The 19,604-nt window shown below is 70.1% G+C and carries 23 protein-coding genes and 1 tRNA gene; 7 read left to right on the top strand and 17 right to left on the bottom strand.

Annotation, left to right across the window (positions count from 1 at the left end):
• Window positions 1-51: 51 nt before the first annotated feature.
• The 6 genes from AB0B41_RS15970 to AB0B41_RS15945 are packed head-to-tail and all read right to left on the bottom strand — an operon-like array spanning window position 52 to window position 4,014.
• Complete coding sequence (locus AB0B41_RS15970; RefSeq protein ID WP_358203545.1) at window positions 52-702, bottom strand: hypothetical protein; 651 nt, start codon at window positions 700-702, stop codon at window positions 52-54.
• A complete protein-coding gene (locus tag AB0B41_RS15965; protein ID WP_358203543.1) occupies window positions 699-2,519 on the bottom strand; it encodes a TraM recognition domain-containing protein in 1,821 nt (606 codons plus the stop codon). The genes AB0B41_RS15970 and AB0B41_RS15965 overlap by 4 nt, the downstream gene beginning before the upstream one ends.
• The gene (locus tag AB0B41_RS15960) at window positions 2,516-3,157 is read right to left on the bottom strand and encodes a DUF2637 domain-containing protein (RefSeq protein WP_358203541.1); all 642 of its coding nucleotides are present in this window, start codon (window positions 3,155-3,157) and stop codon (window positions 2,516-2,518) included. The genes AB0B41_RS15965 and AB0B41_RS15960 overlap by 4 nt, the downstream gene beginning before the upstream one ends.
• Before the next feature lie 28 nt (window positions 3,158-3,185).
• Window positions 3,186-3,437 (bottom strand): hypothetical protein, encoded by a 252-nt coding sequence (locus tag AB0B41_RS15955; protein WP_358203539.1) that lies wholly within the window; start codon window positions 3,435-3,437, stop codon window positions 3,186-3,188.
• 6 nt (window positions 3,438-3,443) lie between these two features.
• Window positions 3,444-3,758, bottom strand: coding sequence for a WhiB family transcriptional regulator (locus AB0B41_RS15950; protein WP_358203537.1), 315 nt, complete (start codon window positions 3,756-3,758; stop codon window positions 3,444-3,446).
• Window positions 3,745-4,014: a helix-turn-helix domain-containing protein gene (locus AB0B41_RS15945; protein ID WP_037054245.1), complete on the bottom strand. Its 270-nt coding sequence runs from the start codon at window positions 4,012-4,014 to the stop codon at window positions 3,745-3,747. The genes AB0B41_RS15950 and AB0B41_RS15945 overlap by 14 nt, the downstream gene beginning before the upstream one ends.
• Window positions 4,015-4,160: 146 nt before the next feature.
• On the opposite strand from AB0B41_RS15945, the gene AB0B41_RS15940 reads away from it, so the two are divergent.
• A complete protein-coding gene (locus tag AB0B41_RS15940) occupies window positions 4,161-4,511 on the top strand; it encodes a winged helix-turn-helix domain-containing protein (protein WP_358203534.1) in 351 nt (116 codons plus the stop codon).
• Between the two features lie 236 nt (window positions 4,512-4,747).
• Window positions 4,748-6,124, top strand: a complete 1,377-nt coding sequence (locus AB0B41_RS15935) for an XRE family transcriptional regulator (RefSeq protein ID WP_358203532.1) — start codon at window positions 4,748-4,750, stop codon at window positions 6,122-6,124.
• On the opposite strand, the gene AB0B41_RS15930 is transcribed toward AB0B41_RS15935, so the two are convergent.
• Window positions 6,118-7,008, bottom strand: coding sequence for an aminoglycoside phosphotransferase family protein (locus AB0B41_RS15930; RefSeq protein WP_358203530.1), 891 nt, complete (start codon window positions 7,006-7,008; stop codon window positions 6,118-6,120). The genes AB0B41_RS15935 and AB0B41_RS15930 overlap by 7 nt on opposite strands.
• 91 nt (window positions 7,009-7,099) lie before the next feature.
• Window positions 7,100-7,348 carry a hypothetical protein gene (locus tag AB0B41_RS15925; protein WP_358203528.1) on the bottom strand — a complete coding sequence of 83 codons (249 nt, stop codon included), beginning with the start codon at window positions 7,346-7,348 and terminating at the stop codon, window positions 7,100-7,102.
• A gap of 83 nt (window positions 7,349-7,431) precedes the next feature.
• On the opposite strand from AB0B41_RS15925, the gene AB0B41_RS15920 reads away from it, so the two are divergent.
• Window positions 7,432-7,617, top strand: coding sequence for a MerR family DNA-binding transcriptional regulator (locus AB0B41_RS15920; protein ID WP_358203526.1), 186 nt, complete (start codon window positions 7,432-7,434; stop codon window positions 7,615-7,617).
• A gap of 28 nt (window positions 7,618-7,645) precedes the next feature.
• Here AB0B41_RS15920 and AB0B41_RS15915 read toward each other — a convergent pair whose 3' ends face one another.
• Window positions 7,646-7,981, bottom strand: coding sequence for a hypothetical protein (locus AB0B41_RS15915; protein WP_358203523.1), 336 nt, complete (start codon window positions 7,979-7,981; stop codon window positions 7,646-7,648).
• 1,084 nt (window positions 7,982-9,065) lie between these two features.
• A complete protein-coding gene (locus AB0B41_RS15910) occupies window positions 9,066-9,578 on the bottom strand; it encodes an Rv3235 family protein (protein WP_358203522.1) in 513 nt (170 codons plus the stop codon).
• Window positions 9,579-10,171: 593 nt separating this feature from the next.
• On the opposite strand from AB0B41_RS15910, the gene AB0B41_RS15905 reads away from it, so the two are divergent.
• The gene (locus AB0B41_RS15905; protein ID WP_358203520.1) at window positions 10,172-10,804 is read left to right on the top strand and encodes a hypothetical protein; all 633 of its coding nucleotides are present in this window, start codon (window positions 10,172-10,174) and stop codon (window positions 10,802-10,804) included.
• Window positions 10,805-10,946: 142 nt separating this feature from the next.
• Here AB0B41_RS15905 and AB0B41_RS15900 read toward each other — a convergent pair whose 3' ends face one another.
• The 5 genes from AB0B41_RS15900 to AB0B41_RS15880 all read right to left on the bottom strand — a co-directional run bounded on the left by AB0B41_RS15900 (window position 10,947) and on the right by AB0B41_RS15880 (window position 14,100).
• Window positions 10,947-11,129: a hypothetical protein gene (locus AB0B41_RS15900; RefSeq protein ID WP_358203518.1), complete on the bottom strand. Its 183-nt coding sequence runs from the start codon at window positions 11,127-11,129 to the stop codon at window positions 10,947-10,949.
• Between the two features lie 142 nt (window positions 11,130-11,271).
• A complete protein-coding gene (locus tag AB0B41_RS15895; protein WP_358203517.1) occupies window positions 11,272-11,511 on the bottom strand; it encodes a hypothetical protein in 240 nt (79 codons plus the stop codon).
• Between the two features lie 84 nt (window positions 11,512-11,595).
• A complete protein-coding gene (locus AB0B41_RS15890) occupies window positions 11,596-13,371 on the bottom strand; it encodes a tyrosine-type recombinase/integrase (RefSeq protein WP_358203515.1) in 1,776 nt (591 codons plus the stop codon).
• Between the two features lie 165 nt (window positions 13,372-13,536).
• Window positions 13,537-13,608 (bottom strand) — tRNA-Val (locus AB0B41_RS15885).
• Window positions 13,609-13,641: 33 nt separating this feature from the next.
• A complete protein-coding gene (locus tag AB0B41_RS15880) occupies window positions 13,642-14,100 on the bottom strand; it encodes a peroxiredoxin (RefSeq protein ID WP_358203513.1) in 459 nt (152 codons plus the stop codon).
• A gap of 142 nt (window positions 14,101-14,242) precedes the next feature.
• On the opposite strand from AB0B41_RS15880, the gene AB0B41_RS15875 reads away from it, so the two are divergent.
• Complete coding sequence (locus AB0B41_RS15875) at window positions 14,243-14,653, top strand: VOC family protein (RefSeq protein ID WP_358203510.1); 411 nt, start codon at window positions 14,243-14,245, stop codon at window positions 14,651-14,653.
• On the opposite strand, the gene AB0B41_RS15870 is transcribed toward AB0B41_RS15875, so the two are convergent.
• Window positions 14,654-15,088 carry a DUF3052 domain-containing protein gene (locus AB0B41_RS15870; protein WP_037052388.1) on the bottom strand — a complete coding sequence of 145 codons (435 nt, stop codon included), beginning with the start codon at window positions 15,086-15,088 and terminating at the stop codon, window positions 14,654-14,656.
• A gap of 298 nt (window positions 15,089-15,386) precedes the next feature.
• Here AB0B41_RS15870 and aceE point away from each other — a divergent pair, with 298 nt between their 5' ends.
• Both aceE and AB0B41_RS15860 read left to right on the top strand, forming a co-directional pair.
• A complete protein-coding gene (aceE, locus tag AB0B41_RS15865; RefSeq protein WP_358203607.1) occupies window positions 15,387-18,107 on the top strand; it encodes a pyruvate dehydrogenase (acetyl-transferring), homodimeric type in 2,721 nt (906 codons plus the stop codon).
• Between the two features lie 253 nt (window positions 18,108-18,360).
• Window positions 18,361-18,567, top strand: a complete 207-nt coding sequence (locus AB0B41_RS15860; protein ID WP_037052393.1) for a cold-shock protein — start codon at window positions 18,361-18,363, stop codon at window positions 18,565-18,567.
• Between the two features lie 251 nt (window positions 18,568-18,818).
• Here the strand turns inward: AB0B41_RS15860 and AB0B41_RS15855 are convergent, their stop codons facing one another.
• Complete coding sequence (locus AB0B41_RS15855) at window positions 18,819-19,589, bottom strand: pirin family protein (protein WP_358203506.1); 771 nt, start codon at window positions 19,587-19,589, stop codon at window positions 18,819-18,821.
• Window positions 19,590-19,604: the final 15 nt, after the last annotated feature.

The following is a 19,604-nucleotide window of genomic DNA, read 5'->3' as shown; positions in this document are numbered from 1 at the left end:
TAGGTGTGTATCGGCTTTGGATCTTGAGTAGTTGATCTTGGGAGAGTGTCCTCATCGGTGGGCCTTCCGGTGCTGTGCGCGGTCGTGTCGCTCGGCGGTCGCGAGCTGCTGCTCGGTCGGTTCGGGCAGTGCGCGGCGCGTGGCCCAGGCGTGGACGACGTCGCTCGCGGCTTCGGCGAGCGGGGCGACCGGAGCGGGACCAGCGGCGTCTCCGCCCTCGATGTGCAGCGCGAGTTCGCAGCCGCCGACGGCGGTGCGCAGGCGCTTGACGACGCCGGGCCGGTAGCGGTCGTGCCAGTCCCCGATGCGCTGCCAGGAGCCGGCCTCGTCGTCGTAGGCCGCGGCGTGCGCGCCGCGCAGCCACCACAGCTCCTCGACGACGGCCGGATGCCAGAGCCAGCACGAGGGCAGCTCGGCGTCCGGATAGCGCAGGAACACCGTCTCGACCCAGTCGACCAGCCCCGCCATCTCCGTCACGGCCGGGTCCGAGTGCTCGGCGAGTAGCCACCCGCCGCTCGTCGAGCGTCGCCCGCCCTCGCCCGTCGAGGCCGAGGCGTCGCCCGCCGGCGGGCGCGAGCGGGAGAGGCGGGTGACGTCGCCCGCCAGTTGGCGGACCAGACCGTCGAGCTCGCCCAGTCGCCGCTGGGTCCGCTCCAGCGAGCGGGCGAGGGCCGTGATCACGGTGTCGCGTTCGTCGGTCACGACTGCCGCCCCGGCAGCTGAAGCACGTTGTCCGGTGCGGTGATCTCGCGCTCGCGACGGTCGACGCCCTCGTCCCGCACACGTCGGGCGAGCGCGCCGAACCGCTCCGGCCATCGGGTCGCCAGCGCGTCGACGGCGCCAGCCACCGCGTTGTCGCGCCACCTCCGCAGCCGCCCCACCTGCGCCTCGCGACGGACGACCCGAGCATGCGACCGGACGTCGCGCCGTCTCCATGCCATCCGGACCCGCCCGATGGCCGGCGGGATGCCGCGCCGGAAGACCACGACCTGTCCCGCGGGCAGGTTCGCGATCTGCGCCGGCGCGAGGACGGGCACCCGTCGCACCGTCCGCGAGGCGAGCCGGCCGTGGAGGTCGGTCGTCGTGACGGGCTCGTCGCGCTCGCCGGCCAATGTGGACCAGTAGGACAGGTCGTCACGATCGCGAGTCCCGCCGAACACCATCACCGCCGCGGTGTTGTTCAGGATGATCGCCGCACCGGTCTCGCCCCACCGTGCGATTACCTGCGCCCGCGACTGGAAGGCCCCGATGATCGAGACGCCGCGCCCGCCCATGTCCGCGGTCCAGGACTGCAGCGGGACCGGCGAGATCAACGCCGCCTCGTCGAGCGCGAGGGTCAGCGGCGGGTCCAGGCGCCCGCCGGGCCGGACCGCCGCGAGCCGCCGCGCTTCCCTCGCGATGAAGCCCGTCAGCGCGCACACCAGCGGCGCCGCCTGCGTCTCCTCCGCGCCGAGCAGGTAGACCGTCGCCCGGGTGTCGAGCAGGTCGCCGACGTCGAACGGGTGCGCGCCGCTCGCCGCGGCCGACGCCGCCGGCGAGGTCAACCAGCCCAGCGCCGGCATGATCGTCGAGGTGATCGACGTCCGCGTCCGGTCGTTGGTCGTGACGAACTGCGTGGCGTCCTGGACGTACTCCGGAGCGGGCGACTTCCGCAGTAGCGACGTGACCTCGCGGTGCGCCCCGTCCGGGTCGGCGACCCACCCGAGGACCTGGCGCATGGTCAGCTCCCCCAGCGCCGCTGCGTGCATCAGCGCGGCAAGGACACGCCGAGCCTGGGTGTCCCAGAACTCGCGGTCGCCACCGCCGTGCGAACCCGCCGCCAGCAGGTCCGTTGCGCGCTCCGCCGCCGTCACCGGATCCGCGCAGCCGGTGAGCGGGTCGAAGGTGATCGTCGACGCGTGGCCGCCCAGCCCGACGGCGTTGAAGACGTAGGTCGGGCCACGACGAGCGCGGAGCGGCCCGGTCAGCTCGAGGAGATCCGTTCGGGTCGAGGTGACGACGGCGGCACCGGGGGCGTCGAGCAGTCGACCTGCCAGCCACCCCGTCTTGCCGGTGCGCGGCCCACCGAAGATCAGCGTGACGTCCTCGATCGAGGCCCAGACTCGCTGCAGGCCGACACGGCACAGCGCGACCCCGACGTCGGACGTTCGGATGCGACCCCGCTCGGCCAGCGGCTGCGCCGACAGGGCCGGGCGAACCGAGGCCGCCTTACGCCGGATCGCTGCGCCCGAGGCCACGCGCGCGATGTCGACCGACGAGGCCACTCCGGACTTCCGGCGTGACCGGGCTCCCCAGCGAGTCACCTTCGCCGATGTCCGGCTCCAGCGATGCCACCCCCACGCCACGAGCAGCGCTCCTGGGACGAGCAGCACCCAGAACGGCAGGTGCCGAACCGACCACCAGCCCGGAAGGACGGCGCAGGCGGCCACGATCACGGCCAGGCCCCGCGACCCGCGCACCCACACGGCTACCGCTCCGATCGCAAGGAGCAGGCACAACAGAACGGGCGAGTAGGTCATGACGCGTTCTCCTCGGGATCGTCCGCTGCGTCGTCGCGGCGGGAGGAGGCGAGTAGCTGGCGCGCCTCGTGCTCCGTCACGCCGAGCTCCCTGGCGAGGCGGCGACGACCGATGCCGGAGGCGATGAGCGCCTCGGCGCGGTCGTATCGACTCGGTTCCGACACGGGAGGGGCTGACTCCCACCACGGCGACAGAGGCTCGTCGCCGAGATCAGCGAAGTCGTCGTCGGCCAGCTCGACGGGCGGCGCCGGCTTGACGCGACCGACCAGGACGGCGAGATGCACGACGGCGCCCAGAACGGCCGGCGCGATCGCGGACACGACCACGACGACCCACCAGGGGGGCTCGAGCCCGTAGGCCTCGAGCCCATGGCCCAGTGCATTGGCTGCGACCGACAGGGCCAACAGACAGAGCGCCAGGGCGCGGGCGAACCGCCGAGCGGTGTCAGCCGCCCACCCGCCGAGCCAAACCAGGGAGCCCGCTGCCGCCCCGGCGTCGACGACGACGGGGAGCAGCCAGGCGAGCCACACCGCGAAGCCGCACATCCGGGCGAGATCGCGCAGGGCGGCGAAGGAGAGGACCGCGGCCGCCACCGCCACGACGAGCAGCAGCGAGAACAGAGCACCGCGCGCGGTCACCTGTGGTCTCCGCAGACAGCCCTGTCGATCAGCGCGACGTACCGGCCTCCTCGTTGTTCAGGACGGGCGTGGCCGCGTCGTCGAGCGTGGAGAAGAAGGTCGCCACCGCGCCGGGAACCCCCTGCCCGATCGGGCTGGCAACGAAGAGCACGAGGGCGACGAGCGCGAACAGCACCGCTCCCCCGGGCACGCGCGCCCGGGCACAGATGAACGCCCCGACGAGCGCGAAGAAGATCAGTACCCCGACGCCGTCCACCCCACCGGTCCTTTCGTCGCGCATCCGTGGTCATGCCGCCGCCCGCCTGCGACGCCGCCAGCGGGGGATCTGGAATCCGCCGTCGCGCAGGACGCGGACGAGTCGAAGCCGCTCCCGGTAGGTCAGCCCGCCCCAGATCCCGTGCGCCTCCCCGGTTGCGATCGCCGTCGCGAGGCATTCGGGCTGGACAGGGCACGACCGGCAGACCGCTTTCACCTGCCCCGCCGGCTGGCGGTCCTCCGGAAAGAAGAGGTCGGCGTCGATCTCCCGGCAGGTGGCGAACACCCGCCAGTCCGGGTCGACCTCGTGAACGAACAGGGCGGAGAAGAGCTCAGCCGCGCCCATCAGCAGCCTCCTCCGCGACGGCCGCAGTCCACTCCGCGACATCGACGGTGCGGTGCCCGGCTACCGCCGCCTCGGTCATGGCCTCGAGCGCCTTCGCCGGCACAACAATCCGCCCCCGAATCCTCAGCGCCGGGAACTCGCCGTCCTGGATCGCGCGGTACACGGTCATCTCCGACGCGCCGAGCATCCGCGCTGTCGCGGCAACGCTGTAGAAGGCCGGCGCGACCGAATCCGCACTGCTCTGCTGCTTCCTCATCAGTCCTCCTCAGAACGACCCGGCTCGACCATATGCACATAGTGCACCTGTGGTAGTAGGTGTGGTGACACGCCTGTGGATGGGCGTGTCGTGGAAGGTGGTGGTGCCCGACCGGCAAGATGCCGGTGACGAGGCGAGGAGGGTCGGTGGCGAGGCGCCCCAAGTACCAGCAGATCGCAGACGACCTGCGCGGCAAGATCCTGGACGGGACCTATGCCGTCGGCGACCTGCTGCCCTCCACCTCGGCGTTGATGTCGACCTACGCCGTGTCCGTCACCGTCGCCCGCGCCGCGGTCAAGCAACTGCAGTCCGACGGGCTTGCCGAGGGCCAACCAGGCAAGGGCGTCTATGTCTCGCGGGAGCCCGAGCCGTCCGCTCCGTCGGCCGAGTTCGTCGAGATCAGTCAGCGCATCGACGACCTCCGGGAGGCTCTCGACTCGGCGATGGCGCAGCTCGACGCGCGGGTGAGCGAGCTGGAGAAGTCGCTCCGCCGTTGACCGTCCGGCCGAGCTCGTCGATCCTGGCGGCGAGCAGGTCCGCCCAGCGACGCACCTCCGCGCCGAGCCGGGTCAGCTCCCGCTGCACCTCTCGTCGCTCGGCTGCGCTGAGCGAGGCCCCGCCGGCCTCCTCTTGTCGTCTGTCCTCCACGTGATCCACTCTGGCTTTCGCGAACTGCCCGCGGCAGGGCGCACATGGGGGCACACTCGGACGCCCGGGGTGCGGAGGGAGGTCGATGGCAGCCAACGAGCGGCTCTACGCGCTCCTGCGCGAGGCCGGCTACCTCGACCGCGACGGCTCCGTGGGCCGCAAGCGCTTCGCACGTGCGGTGACCGCGATGGCTGCGCGACGGGGACTCACCCGCGAGTACACGCACACCTACGTCAGCCGCTGGATCAACGGGACCATCCCGCGCGATGACGAGGCGAGGGCGTGCATCCTGCAGGCCCTGGGCGAACGTCTCGGGCGCGAGGTACGTCCCGACGAGGTCGGGTTCGTGGGTGGACAGACGGTGAGCCCCGACGTGGGCCTCAGCTACCCCACCGACGCCGACGAGTCCGCATCCACCCTCGCCGCCCTGCTCCAGGCCGACATCGACCAGGCCGGCTCGGTGGTCGCCTCGGCGGCAAGCCCAGCAGCATGGAACGAGGCCTCGCTGACGTGGCTCGTCGGCACGCGAGGCTCCGCCGACGTCGAGCCGAGGACCCTCGGCAGAGGCGATGTCGACCGGATCCGACAGACCCGGCTGACCTTCGCGATGCTCGACAACAGGTTCGGCGGCGGACACACGCGTCGGGCCCTCATCGCCTTCTTGCGGGACGAGCTACCGAAGTCCTTGCGTGCCGGCGCGTCGTCGACTGTGTACCGGGAGCTGTTCACGGCCGCCGCGGAGATCACCCAGCTCGCGGCCTGGAGCTCCTACGACGTCGGGCACCACGGTCTCGCCCAGCGCTACTTCATCCAGGCACTGGCGCTGGCCGACGAGGCCGGGGATCGCAGCCTCGCGGCGAGCATTCTCGACGCGATGAGCCACCAGGCGACCTATCTCGGCCGGTTCCGCGAGGCGGCGAATCTCGCCCGGGCCGCGCAACTGGGGACGAGCTCACTCGGCATCCCCGTGCTCAGCGCGCACTTCAGCGTGATGGAGGCACGGGCGCTCGCCAGGCTCGGCGACGCAACGGGGTGCGACGCGGCGCTCGGCCGAGCCACCTCGAAGTTCGAGCGCCACTCCCCTGGGGACGGTCCGGAGTGGATCCAGTACTTCGACGAGGCGGAGCTTGCTGCGGAACTCGGCCACTGCCATCGCGACCTCGGACGCCCATCCGATGCTGCGCACTGGGCCTCACAGGCCGTGGAGGGAGCCAGCGGTGAGTACGTCCGCAGCGACTTCTTCGCGACGATGGTCCTCGCCCACGCCCAGCTCGACGGCGGCGAGGTCGAGGCCGGCTGCGCGACCGCGCTGACCGCGCTCGACCTCGGCGATGACCTGCAGTCCACGCGCTGCGCGAGCTACGTCGACGAGCTCCGGCAGCGTCTGCCCCGCTTCCGCGGGTCTCGCGTCGTGCGGGACTTCGACGAGCAGGCTCGTTCCCGCCGGCTCTGGGGTCAGTAGGCCGACCAGTCCTTTCGGCTCGCTCCGGTCCTGATGGCAACGATCCGCTTGGCCGCCTCCGCCGCCGATTTCTCCGACTCGGCGGCCTGCCGGCTCAGCCACGCCGTCATCGCGATCTCGCGCATGTCGGCGAGCTGCTCGTAACCCTCCCACTGCAGCAGGTCGTAGCCGTAGACGCGGACGAAGGTCTCGTACTCCTCGCGAGTGTGCCAGCCCAGCCGATCGTAGAAGAGCGCCGTCTGGATCAGGTCCCACTCGCGTGGGCCCACGGCGAAGCTGTCGAGGTCGATCAGCACCGGCCGTCCTACGCGGTCAAGGATGACGTTGCCGACGTTGGCGTCGCCATGGATCACGCCGCGCGGCAACGCGAACGGGAGATCGTCGAACGTCTCGCGCGCCCACCGATAGCGCTCCTGCAGGTAGGCAGCGTCGTCTGCCTTGAGTCCAGTGAAGGACGGCAACGGGGCCTCGGGTGAACCGAAGGGCTGCAGTCTTGGAAGCTCGATAGGGGTTGGCACGTGGAGCTCGTGCAGTCGCCGGATAAGCGCCGCCACGTCGGCGAGGCCGGCGTAGGTCTCGCCGTCGGATACCGACTTCCAAAACGTCACGAGACGATCGCCGACTACGGCTGGCTGCTCGACGCCAACGATCTGCGTTGCGGGGTAGTCGAGTGCCTCGAGCCACCGCGCGACGGCAACCTGACGCTCCACTGCTTCGGCGTCGGCGCCCGGGCGGGAGACGCGGGCGATCACGTGGTTCGGCAGCCGGAAGACTGCATTCGAGCCGTACCGGATCAGCTCGGCATGTTCGTCGTCGAGCTGGACCTTCTGCGCCGCCGCGTGCAGCACGGCCGCCGGGTCGTCCTGCTCGGTCTGGTTCGTCATGCCCGCGTCGCTGATCGCGCACCCCAATCTCTCATCATGGAACCCGTCCGCGGCGCTGCCGATCCGAGCCTACGGCCGGGCGCCACGCTCGTCAGTCCGTCGGATACAGCCGGCGAGTGAACGAACGAGGCTGCTCACTCCCTTCGACGAACCACGCGACCGACTGCCTCGTCCCGAGCCGGCCGACACGGAAGCTGGTCACGGAGGTCGAGAGCACCCGGTCGTCGAGGGACCGCGACCGGGCATACTCACGCGCCTCGGCCTCGGACCCGAAGATGACCTCGACCGCCCCGACGTCGTCCGGCCTCGTCGCGTGGACCGAGTAGACCGTGTCCGCCACACCGCCTCCTCCAACTACGTCAATCTACGACATAGTACGACGAGCAGTGCCACGAACCTGATCGGTTCCCTAACCTGCGTGTCGTGGCACGGCTGGTGACGAGCGGGCAGCTCGCCAAGGAGCTGGGCCTCAGCCTGCGGACGATCCAGCGCTACATCGCCAGTGGAGCGATCACTCCTGAGCTGCGCACACCCGGCGGGCACACGCGGTGGGATCCGGAGAAGGTACGCCGTCAGCTACGTACAGTGAGCGACAACCACAACCCTTGAACGGCACAAATTGAGCAGATTGCTTCCTTCAATTGAAGGCCGCGAAGATTAGATTCGCCACAGCGACGGGCACAAAGATGAAGATCCACCATTTGACCGCTTTCCGAGCGGCGCCCCGAACCCAACCCTGGTCACGCTGATAGATTCCCGCCGACACCGCAGCCCAAGCGACCACGAAGAAGAACGTCGCCACCCACTGCAGAGCGGCCTGCGCTGCGTCATCCAATGTGATCGAAACCAGAGTGGCAGCAATCGCCAGGGCGAAGGCAGCAAGAGCACACCTGGTTGCCCGAACTACATCAATGAGTCCTTCAGTCAACGAGTCTCGCATAACCACGATCTCGCCGATCTCACGCTCCCCCATTGGGCCACGTAGCCGGGCAGACCGAAGCCGCATGACTGCGGACCGGACGAAGTCAGGTGCGATCTTGAGCACGTCTGAAGGCCTTCGCGCATACCCGTTCTCGTAGAGCAGAGTTCGTCCGGCTGGACGAGTCCGGACTACCCCGACGCCAATGGCCGGTAGATCAATTAGCTCCCCCTTCTTGTTCACCTGTTGCCAGCGCCGAATGCGTGTATCCACGGTATGCCCGAACTTGTAGTTTCTCTGTCGGTCATGATACCGACATCGGCGCCATTCACCGGCGACCCAGTTGTCGCATGGCCTTCGCTTACTAGTTTTAGGGTAGGCACATCTGACAGGCCACACATTCCCCCGAAGGATCCAGAGCATGAGCGTCAACGCCGCTACATAGAACGGAAACAGGAGTGCGAGCCATAGCGGCCAAGGAATGCTTGAGACTCGCTGAAGCGAGTTCGCCAACCACTGGAACGTCGATGGCAGCAACGACAGATAGTCGTACACTCATCCCCCTGGAGCGTCGTCGCCTAAAGTAGGTAATACACGTGCGGCCCGCATCACTACCGCCGATCAGGTGCTTACACACCTGTAGTTCGGAACCGGTCGGGCCACCTTGAAGGAGCGCGTGCGCGGCGTGACTTTCCGGCTTTCCATTGAACAGCCGCTCAACGACACGTTGAGTACCCGGAAGCAGGGTCGACTGGACCCCAGGAAGTCAAGTCCGCCACGATCAAAGGCCCTACATCGTTACACCGCTCGCGATAGTCCGTGCTCACGAGCCTGTGTTCCGACCTTGAATTGAGGCTGGAGTACCATTATCGGCCGCCAACCGCGCAGCTCTTTCGTACTCACCGCGGCATCGGCCGGCGAACTGCTGCGTCGGGTACGACGTGAGGCTTTATGAGCGATGCAAGAAGCGAACCACCGACGCTTCCCGGCGGCAAATGAACCGTCCTCGAGCCGATGCAGCGGCCGCGGCGCGATGGCTTCACCCGGAGTGCTGCCGCCGAACAGCACAGGGCGTCAGCTCGACTGCGACCGCCCGGCAGAGGCCAGGCGAGGAGTTCTCGCCCGGCCTCTGCCGGTTTCACAGGATCCGAATCGTCGAGCACACCCACCGGTCGAGGCCGACCAGCATGAACGAGGCGGCCAGTGCCCGGCGGCGTCCCCGGAGCCGGACCGATCCGGCGACCTCCACCGCGCCCTCGTGCGGCTGCGACGGGTGGAAGCTCAACAGTCGGGCTCCGCCGCGGAGGCCGCTGGTCTCGACCGGGACCGCTCGCAGGTACCGCAGCACCCGCGGCGCGGCTAGGTCGGTGAGCTGCCTCGCCGGGCGGCGCTGGTCGAGCACCTCCACCGCCATCGCCACCGTCCGGTGCGCCTGCCCGATTGCGGCGCTGTCGAGCACGACGTCGGTGACCGGGTCACCGGGCGAGAGCTCGGCGGGGGCGTCGGCCGGGGCGCGGTGGCCGCAGGTGGGGCACGGGTCGAGGAAGTCTTCGCCGTCGAACACCACCGTGCGGACCGGGCGGAGCCCGAGCACCCGCCGAAGCGTGTTGTCGTCCTGGGGTGTCTCCTTGTGGTCGAGGGTCTGGGACATGGCGGCCTCCTGGAGAGTTCGGCAACCAGCCCGAGCAGCAGGTCGGTTCTTGTTGTTGTGGTGGGCTGGCTGCGGGGCGCGGTGCGAAGCGCCCGCCCTTGCCGTCCGCGCCCGACTCCGCCCGGCGAGGCTCGCGGGCAGGGGCGACCGCCAGGTCGTCGGCGCAGCCGATGCGCAGCACCCTTGCCCGTGAGACCGGGCGGAGTGAGCGGCCCACCACTGAAGAAGCAGCCCGGCCGGAAGGCCGGTCCTCCGAGAACCGGGTATGTGCTGACCATGCAGCGATGTGTCCAGTTCGCGTCGCACCTAGTCGGCCGCGAACGTGGCCGAGCCGCTACCCCCTCGAGGTGCTCGAAGGACAGCAGCACGCGAGCAACCGCTCTCGGTTTCGCTGTTACTAATTCGCGATTCGCGAGGGCGTAACAGGTTACCGACGGAGTGCGACATGTGAAACGACGTCGGGGGACGAAATGCACGAACGGAGACGCTCCCCCATGTCTCAGCCGTACCCGCCGCATCCAGGTCAGCCGTACTACGGTCCCCAGAACGGTCGGCCCGGTCCCTACCCGCCCCAGCCCCGGCAGCCGCAGCCGATGCCTCAGCAGTACGGCCAGCAGTGGGCGCCGCCGCGACAACCGCGGCCGCAACAGTTCGGCTTCACCGGCGGCCACCCGCTGCCGCCTCAGGTTCCCAAGCAGCGCAGCGCCGAGCCGAGGCCGCCGAAGAAGCGGAAGAAGTGGCCGTGGATCGTCGGCGCACTCATCCTGATTCCGATCCTGGGCTTCGCCGGGTGTACTGCTCTCGTGGGTGGTGCGGTCAAAGCTGTCGACGACGTTCGCAAGGGCGGCACCGTGAACCTCGGCGAGACCTACACCTACGCTTCCGGCATCGCCCTGTCGGCCAGCGTCCCGAAGCCGCACAACCCGAAGAACCAGTTCATCGTGGCCAAGAACGAGCAGGGCTGGGAGTCCACAGTCACCATCACCAACGGCAGCACCAAGCCCATCGGCGCGTCTCTGGTGACGATGAGCGCTACCGCCGACGGCGCACCCGCCCAGCAGTACTGGGGCGACGGCAACGGGCTGCCGACCCAGCAGATCGCGCCCGGCCAGTCCCTCGCCGTGCCGTTCCAGTTCAAGACGCCCAAGGGCACCAAGGGCTCGCTGCAGATCGCCGTGGCCGCCGAACTGAACGAGCCCGTCTTCTTCAACGGCTTGCTCGGCTGATCAGGAGGCCGAGCCGGCCGAAAGTCTCAGCCACTTGCGGCGCTGGTTCGTCACACGTCGGACCAGCGCCGCAGCTTGCCGACTGTGGCGCCGCACGGACGAGCACTCCGCAGCTGCCACGCAGAACGGAGATCAGTCGAAGTCAGGATCCGCCGAAGACGATCCTTGTCCCCGGTGGGGCTGGGGTGTTCAGGTCTTCGACGACCACGCCGTCGAGCTTGATCACCTTGCGCTCGAGGTGCGAGGCGATCCGCTCCTCCGACAGCATCGCCTCGAGGCGGTTCCGGACCGTCGGGATCTCCTCAGCCTGCTCCGCGTCGCTCATGTCAGGATCAACTTCCTCGGTACGACGGCGGATGCCGTTGGCTGGCTCACCTCTTCGGGGCTCATCGATCAGCTCCGGTAGGTCTGGCCGTTGTAGCGGCGAAGCTTCAACGCCTCGGCCGGCACGAGCTGGTCCACATGCGTCAACCCCAGCGAGGGGTCCGCGACGCCCACATGATGGGGAACGAGACAAGCCCGTACCAGCGCGCGTCGAGCCCGCGGAACCACGAGTGGAGCTCGCCGTTCGCGACGCCGGCGACGTCGAGCACTCCGGGTTTGCTGATGTCGATGTTCCGTCGCTCCTGCGGGCCGTAGATGCACCGCAGGTCGACGTAGACGGGCTTGGCCATCCTGCGCATGGACACCGCCTCCGAGTCGAACACATGTTCGGATCGTACGGCTACGCGCCACCGCTGTCGTCTCCAGCCGCGGCACATCACTCCACGAACGCGCAAGATCGGGCAGCCTCAGGAAGGACTGCTCGGCGCGACAAAGGTGCGGATGCGCTCCTTCAGCTCGGGATCGGCGATCTCCATGGAGAAGTCACCGAGGTCACTCGGGTCCCGGCCGTCCCGGCGGACCGCGTCGACGAGCAGCTGACGCAGCTGGGCGGCATTGTTCGGGTCGGCCTCGGCCGAGAAGTCGGCGATGACATAGCCGCGGCGGCGGACTACGAAGTCGAGGAGCCTCGCCGAAGCAGGAGCGGGTTGGGCTGGCTGCGCCGGCGCGACCTCGGCGATCTCCGGTTCGGGCTCCTGCGCCACGGGCATTGCCTCGGAGGGGGATGACGTCGCAGAGTCCTCGAGGTCAACGGTCTCGAGGACGATCGGCCGACCGCCGCTCTTGAGGAGGACCAGACCCCACTCCTCAAGAAGCTGCAGCGCCTTGTACACGGTGCCGACGCCGACCTCGTGCTGCTTGGCCAGGGCGTTCACGGCGAGCAGCTGATCGCCGGGTGCGAGCTCGCCTGTCAGGATCTGCAGCCGAATCGTCGACGCGACCTTCTCGAACGGCAGGCGGGGCGCCATCTTGGCCCGCTCGCTCGCGGAGGCGGCAGCCTTGGGGCGCTCGGGCAGCCGCGCCGCGATCCCCGCGGCGGCGCGCTGGTCGGCCTCGGCCAACCAGGCGCTGTAGACCCGCAGCGTGGTGATACCACCGCCGCTGTGCCCGAGGCGCCCGGCGACGGTCCGAACGTCCATCCCGGCCGCGATCAGCTCGGTCGCCGAGTAGTGCCGCAGGGCGTGGAAGTGCGTCTCGATCCCGAGGCGCTTCGCCATCCGCGTGTACCGCTGCCCGACTGAAGACGGCACCAACGGCTCGCTGCTGTCGGGCGCCTGCGAGAACACGAACCCCTGGCCAGTGAGCAGCTTGCCCACCTGCGCCGCGGCCTGCTCGGCCCGCAGCCGGTGCTCGGCCAACACCTCACGCGTCTCGTCGTCGATCGTGACGCGGCGCTGCTGGTGGGTCTTCGTGTCCTTCTCCACCAGCTTGCTGCGGCCGTCGGTCGCCAGGGCCCGGCGGATCTCGACCAAACCCTGCTCGAGGTCCACGTTGCGCCAGCGAAGGGCGCAGACCTCGCCGCGGCGTGCACCGGTCGTCATGGTGAACCAGACCAGGGCGCCCCAGTCCGGATCCAGCGACGCCTCCTCGATCAGCTTCGCCGCCTCCGCCGGAGTCGGCGGCCGCGGGTCCGGCGGCTTCGGAGGCGGCGCTTCCGCCTGGGTCACCGGGCTGGTTGCGATCCAGCGCCAGCGGACGGCCTTCTTGAAGGCGGCATTCAGGATGTGGTGGACGTGCCTGATCGTGGTGTTCGACAGCGGCTTGCACGCGTGGGGCCCGCAGCGGTCGTCGCACTCGTGCGGCCGCGGGGTGCGGTGGTCGATCTGCCGGCTGCGCGGGCGGCAGTGGATTCGGCAGCGGCGCAGTTCCGCGTAGAGCGAGTCGAGGACATCGGTGTCGACGGCGCCGGCCTTCAGGCCGCCGATGAACGGGCGGACGTGGTTCTCCAGGTACCGCGTGTACATGACGTGCGTGCTGGAGCTGACGTCGATCATCTCGAGGTAGCGGTCGAGCAGTTGGTTGACCGTCGCCGACGTTCGCGGGTTCCGGCGCTCGTCGACCTCGTTGAGCATCCGCGTGCGCGCTGCCTCGGCCCGCCCCCGAGCATCCGGACCGGGCGGGATGATCTCGACAAGGCGATGCCGCTTCCCCGTGACGGCGTCGTAGCCGGCGTGCACACGCACACGAAGTCCGCCGTTCGGCAGGCGATCGATGCTCCCTCGAACACGCTTCCGACCCGCTCGCGATACCCCCATGAGGCCGAAGCTAGGAGCGTTGGGGGCAGATTTGGGGTCACGACACGCTGACGCTGAGCGTGTCGCGGAAGCGTCTGACCTGGTCAGGGAGGGTGGGCGCGGCAGGGATCGAACCTGCGACCGCTCGGGTGTAAACCGAGTGCTCTCCCGCTGAGCTACGCGCCCGGGACCGGGGCGGAGGACCGCCCCGGGTGCGGCCTAGAGCGCCGCCAGGGCCTTCTTCCACCCCTCCTGGTCGCGGGCCTCGCCGGGCTGGTTGACCTCGGCGAAGCGGATCACACCGTCGGTGTCGACGAGGAAGGTGCCGCGGACGGCCATGCCGGCGCCCTCGTTGAACACCCCGTACGCCTTGGCGACCTCGCCGTGCGGCCAGAAGTCCGACAGCAGCGGGAAGGTGTAGTTCTCCGCGGTGGCCCACGCCTTGAGCGAGAAGGTGGGGTCGGTGGAGACCGCGAGGATCTGCACGTCGTCGTTCTGGAAGGACGAGAGGTCGTCCCGCACGGTGCAGAGCTCGCCGGTGCAGATACCCGAGAACGCGAACGGGTAGAAGACCACCAGGACGGCCTTGTCGCCCTGGAAGGAGGACAGGCTCACCTCCTGCTTGTCCTGGTCCTTCAGCGTGAAGTCCGGGGCCTTGGTGCCCACCTCGGGTGCCATGCGTCGTTCTCCTCGAAGGCATGCGGGTGCCCGCGGGGCGCGGGCGACGTCGGGCCGAGCCTACTAGGCCGCCCACGGCCTACCGTGTGGAGCGCGGGCGGGACGCCCGGGTCCCGGCCGGCGAGCGAACCGGGGGTACGCCATGGCCACCGTCAGCGTCCGGTACATCGTCCACGACGTCGACGCCGCGATCGACTTCTACACCGCCCACCTCGGCTTCACCGAGACCATGCACCCGGCCCCGACGATGGCCATGCTGACCCGCGGGGACCTGCGGCTCGTCCTCAGCGCGCCCGGCGGGCCCGGGGGCGGCGGCCGGACGACCGACGACGGCCGCGTCCCCGAGCCGGGCGGGTGGAACCGCTTCGCGCTCGAGGTCGACGACCTGCCCGCCCTCGCCGAGAAGCTGCGCGCGGCGGGCGTGGCCTTCCGCGGCGGCCTCGTGCAGGGGGTGGGCGGCGACCAGGTGCTCGTGGAGGACCCGTCGGGTAACCCCGTCGAGCTGTTCGCGCCGAGGCGGGCGGAGGCCCGCCTCGGCCCGGACAGCTCCTAGCTAGGCGCGCTTCTTGCCCGCCTTCGGGGAGACGAGCCGGGCACCCGCCCAGTCCTCGCCGATGCTGACGTTCGACGTCTGCGCCAGGCCGGCGGTGGGCGCGGCCTCCGCGATCTCGCTGGGCTCGAGATGGCCGCTCCGCCCCGTCTTCGGGGTGAGCACCCAGATCATGCCGTTCTCGGCGATCATGCCCCGGGCGTCCACGAGGGTGTCGACGAGATCGCCGTCGCCCTCCCGGAACCACAGGAGCACGACGTCGATGACCTCCTGGGCGTCCTCGTCGAGGAGCTCCTCGCCGGTGACGTCCTCGACGGCCTCGCGGACCGCGTCGTCGACGTCGGTGTCATAACCCAGTTCCTGGACGACCATGCCCGGCTCGACGCCGAGCTTGCCCGCGATGTCGGACGATCGTCCGGCATCTTCCGCGGCGACCACGCGTGCACCTCTTTCCTCGCATACGGCGACACGTCGACGCGCCACCGAGAGTCGGTTCGGATGCGGAATCCGAACACGACCATGCGGCCCCGCGCAACCGCCGTTCCGTGATCATGCGGCGAGGGGCACGATAGGGGGTACCGCCCGGGGCTGCCGTACGGCACGACCGCGGGGAACGCGACACACTGCACGAACACCTGTACGAGCCACCCAGGGAGACCCCTTGACCGGCCAGAGCACCACCGGCGGCGACAACCCGGCCAGCAACGGCACCGACGGCCCGCGACGCGTCCACGTCATCCGTGACGGCCTCGCGGCCCACCTCCCGGACATCGATCCCGAGGAGACCGCCGAGTGGCTGGACTCGTTCGACGCCGCGCTGGACAACGCGGGTCAGCAGCGCGCCCGCTACCTGATGCTCAGGCTGCTCCAGCGCGCCCGCGAGCGCCACGTCGGAGTCCCGTCGCTGACCAGCACGGACTACGTCAACACCATCCCCACCGACCGTGAGCCGTGGTTCCCCGGCGACGAGGACGCCGAGCGCGCGTACCGTCGCTGGATCCGCTGGAACGCGGCGATGACGGTGCACCGCGCGCAGCGGCCGGGGATCGGCGTCGGCGGGCACATCTCGTCCTACGCGTCGTCGGCGACGCTCTACGAGGTCGGCTTCAACCACTTCTTCCGCGGCAAGGAGCACCCCGGCGGCGGTGACCAGGTCTACATCCAGGGCCACGCCTCCCCCGGCATCTACGCCCGCGCGTACCTCGAGGGCCGGCTGACCGAGGACCGCCTCGACGGGTTCCGCCAGGAGGTCAGCCACGGCGGACCGGGTCACGGCCTGCCGAGCTACCCGCACCCCCGGCTGATGCCGGACTTCTGGGAGTTCCCCACGGTCTCCATGGGCCTCGGCCCGATGAACGCGATCATGCAGGCGCGGTTCAACCGCTACCTGAACGACCGCGGCATCAAGGACACCAGCCAGCAGCACGTCTGGGCCTTCCTCGGCGACGGCGAGATGGACGAGCCGGAGTCGCGCGGCCTGCTGCAGGTCGCCGCGACCGACCAGCTGGACAACCTGACCTTCGTGGTCAACTGCAACCTGCAGCGGCTCGACGGCCCGGTGCGCGGCAACGGGAAGATCATCCAGGAGCTGGAGGCCTTCTTCCGCGGCGCCGGCTGGAACGTCATCAAGGTCATCTGGGGCCGCGAGTGGGACGCCCTGCTCCACCAGGACCGCGACGGCGCCCTCATCAACCTGATGAACACCACGCCCGACGGCGACTACCAGACCTACAAGGCCAACGACGGCGCGTACGTCCGTGACCACTTCTTCGGCCGGGACCCGCGCACGAAGGCCATGGTCGAGCCGCTCAGCGACTCGCAGATCTGGGGCCTCAAGCGCGGCGGGCACGACTACCGCAAGGTCCACGCCGCGTACAAGGCCGCGATCGAGCACCACGGCCAGCCGACCGTGATCCTGGCGAAGACGATCAAGGGCTACGGCCTGGGCTCGCACTTCGCCGGCCGCAACGCGACCCACCAGATGAAGAAGCTGTCCCTGGACGACCTCAAGCAGTTCCGGGACGAGCAGCGGATCCCGATCTCCGACTCCCAGCTCGAGCAGGACCCCTACCTGCCGCCGTACTACCACCCCGGCGACGACGCGCCGGAGATCCAGTACATGAAGGAGCGTCGCCGTCAGCTGGGCGGGGCGCTGCCCTCGCGGCGCACCACGTCGACGCCGCTGGTGCTGCCGGGCGACAAGGTCTACGAGTCGATCCGGAGGGGCTCCGGCAAGCAGGAGGTCGCCACCACGATGGCGTTCGTCCGGCTGCTGCGCGAGCTCATCAAGGACAAGGAGATCGGCGGCCGGTTCGTGCCGATCATCCCGGACGAGGCCCGCACGTTCGGCATGGACTCGATGTTCCCGACGCAGAAGATCTACAACCCGCACGGGCAGCAGTACACGTCCGTCGACGCGTCGCTGATGCTGGCCTACAAGGAGTCCGAGCAGGGCCAGCTGCTGCACGAGGGCATCAACGAGGCGGGCTCGGTCGGCTCGTTCACCGCGGCGGGCACGTCGTACTCCACCCACGGCGAGCCGATGATCCCGGTCTACGTCTTCTACTCGATGTTCGGGTTCCAGCGGACCGGCGACTCGATCTGGGCGGCGTCGGACCAGATGGCGCGCGGCTTCCTGGTCGGCGCCACCGCGGGCCGCACCACGCTGACCGGCGAGGGCCTGCAGCACAACGACGGGCACTCGCTGCTGCTGGCGGCGACCAACCCGGCGATCGTGTCGTACGACCCGGCGTTCAGCTTCGAGATCGCGCACATCGTCAAGGACGGGCTGCGCCGCATGGTCGGCGACGACCCGGAGAACGTCATCTACTACCTGACGGTCTACAACGAGCCGTACCCGCAGCCGGCCGAGCCGGAGGGCCTCGACACCGACGGCGTGCTCAAGGGCATCTACCGCTACCTGGGCACGAACAAGGAGGACGGGCCGCAGGTCCGCCTGCTCGCGTCCGGCGTCGCGCTGCCGTGGGCCATCCAGGCGCGCGACATCCTCGCCGAGCAGTGGGGCGTGGGCGCCGAGGTGTGGTCGGTGACGTCGTGGGGCGAGCTGCGGCGGGACGGCGTCGAGGCCGAGCACCACAACCTCGTCCACCCCGACGCCGAGCCGCAGGTCCCCTACGTGACCCGGGCGCTGGGCGGCACGGACACGCCCGTGATCGCCTCCTCGGACTGGATGCGGGCGGTCCCGGACCAGATCCGGCAGTGGGTGCCGGCGCCGTTCGTCACCCTCGGCACGGACGGGTTCGGGCTCTCCGACACCCGTCCCGCCACGCGCCGCCACTTCGCGGTCGACGCCGAGTCCATCGTGGTCGGGGCGTTGCAGTCGCTGGCCGCGCGGGGCGAGGTCGACAAGGGGGCGCCGGCCGAGGCCGCCGCCAAGTACCGGATCGACGACCCCCAGGCCGCCGGCCCCCAGACGTCCGACTCCGGCGTCGCCTGATCGGAGGAGGGGGCCGCGGGCCGTCGCCCGGACGGCCCCCTCCGGACGATCAGGTGGCCGCTCTCGTGTTTCGGTCCCGTTCCAGGCCGAATACACAGCTCACGACCCCTCGGCAAGCGACGCGAATCACGCTAGGCTCCGCCCGACGCCGACCCTCCGATGGTGGATCGGTGTCCCGACCAGGGCGCGGACAGTAGCGGCCGGGCGGCGTTTCCCGGGGCGAGAGCCTCGAGCACGTACGAGGAGAGCAAGAATGGCAGAGGGCACCGTCAAGTGGTTCAACAGCGAGAAGGGCTACGGCTTCCTCGCTCCCGACGGTGGTGGCGCGGACGTGTTCGTGCACTACTCCGCGATCCAGGTCAACGGCTACAAGAGCCTCGACGAAGGGCAGCGCGTGTCCTTCGACATCGAGCAGGGCCAGAAGGGGCCGCAGGCCACGCAGGTGACGCCGATCGGCTGATCCGCCCGTCCCGGCCGGCCGGTCGGGACGCCACCCACCAACCGGCGCACAACCCGTTCCGCTTTCCTCGCCCGTCTCGGCCCGAGCCCCGCACGGTACGTGTCAGCGAACGATCCGTACGTCGTCGAGGCCGGGGTGATCCCACGCGGTCACCCCGGTCGTCGACGTCCGGGGCCGGCCGGTGCGGCCGCGTGCCCTCGGACTCCGGTCCCTGTGCCCCGCGGCGAGCGGTCCGAACCGCCTGAGTGGGATCAGCCCGGCCGTAGGTCACTGCCCATCGCCCAGACCAGCACCTCGGCGCCCTCCGGGCGCGCGGTGAGCGTCGTGCTGCCCGCGGAGCCGAAGCCTGCGGAGCCGACCACGGGCGCGGTCACCCGCAGCTCGTCACCCTCGCCCAGCTCTCCGGCGGGGGTGTCCGCGCTGCCCGCCGCCAGGAAGACGTGCAGGTAGGGCGCCTCGGGCAGGGACCACTCCGCTCCGGCGGGGAGCCGGGCGGCATGCAGGTCGGCGTCGGCGCGGCGCAGCGGGAGCGCGCCCGCGCCGGCCCGGCCCGACCCGACGAGGAACGGCCGCCCCGCGGCCAGCTCCGCGGCGACGTCCCGACGGTCGAGCGCGGGCGCGCGCAGCGGCCGGTCCGGGACGAGCCACGCCTGCACGAACCGCACCGGCCCGGCCCCGCCGCAGCGCTCGGCGTGCTCCACCCCGGTGCCGGCGGACAGCACCTGCACCGTCCCGGGCCGCACCTCGGCCTCGTTCCCCAGCGAGTCCGCGTGCGCGAGCCCGCCGGACACGACCCAGGTCACCAGGTCGACCTCGTCGTGGGCGTGGGTGTCGTAGCCCGCGCCCGGGGCGAGCCGCTCGTCGTTGTGCGCGAGCAGCGCCCCGAAGAAAGTGTTCGCCGGGTCGTAGTGCGCGCCGAAGGAGAAGCCGTGCCGGGCCTCGCAGCCCGCGTGCACCGTCCGCGCCCGGTCCGCGCCCCGGCGCAGCTCCACCCGCCCGTCCGCCCCGGTTCCGCCGCTCACGAGGTCCTCCGTTCC

Source organism: Pseudonocardia sp. NPDC049154, from assembly GCF_040648315.1.
Lineage (GTDB): Bacteria > Actinomycetota > Actinomycetes > Mycobacteriales > Pseudonocardiaceae > Pseudonocardia.
Note: the sequence above shows the minus strand (reverse complement) of the source record. Positions and strands in the feature narration are given on the sequence as shown.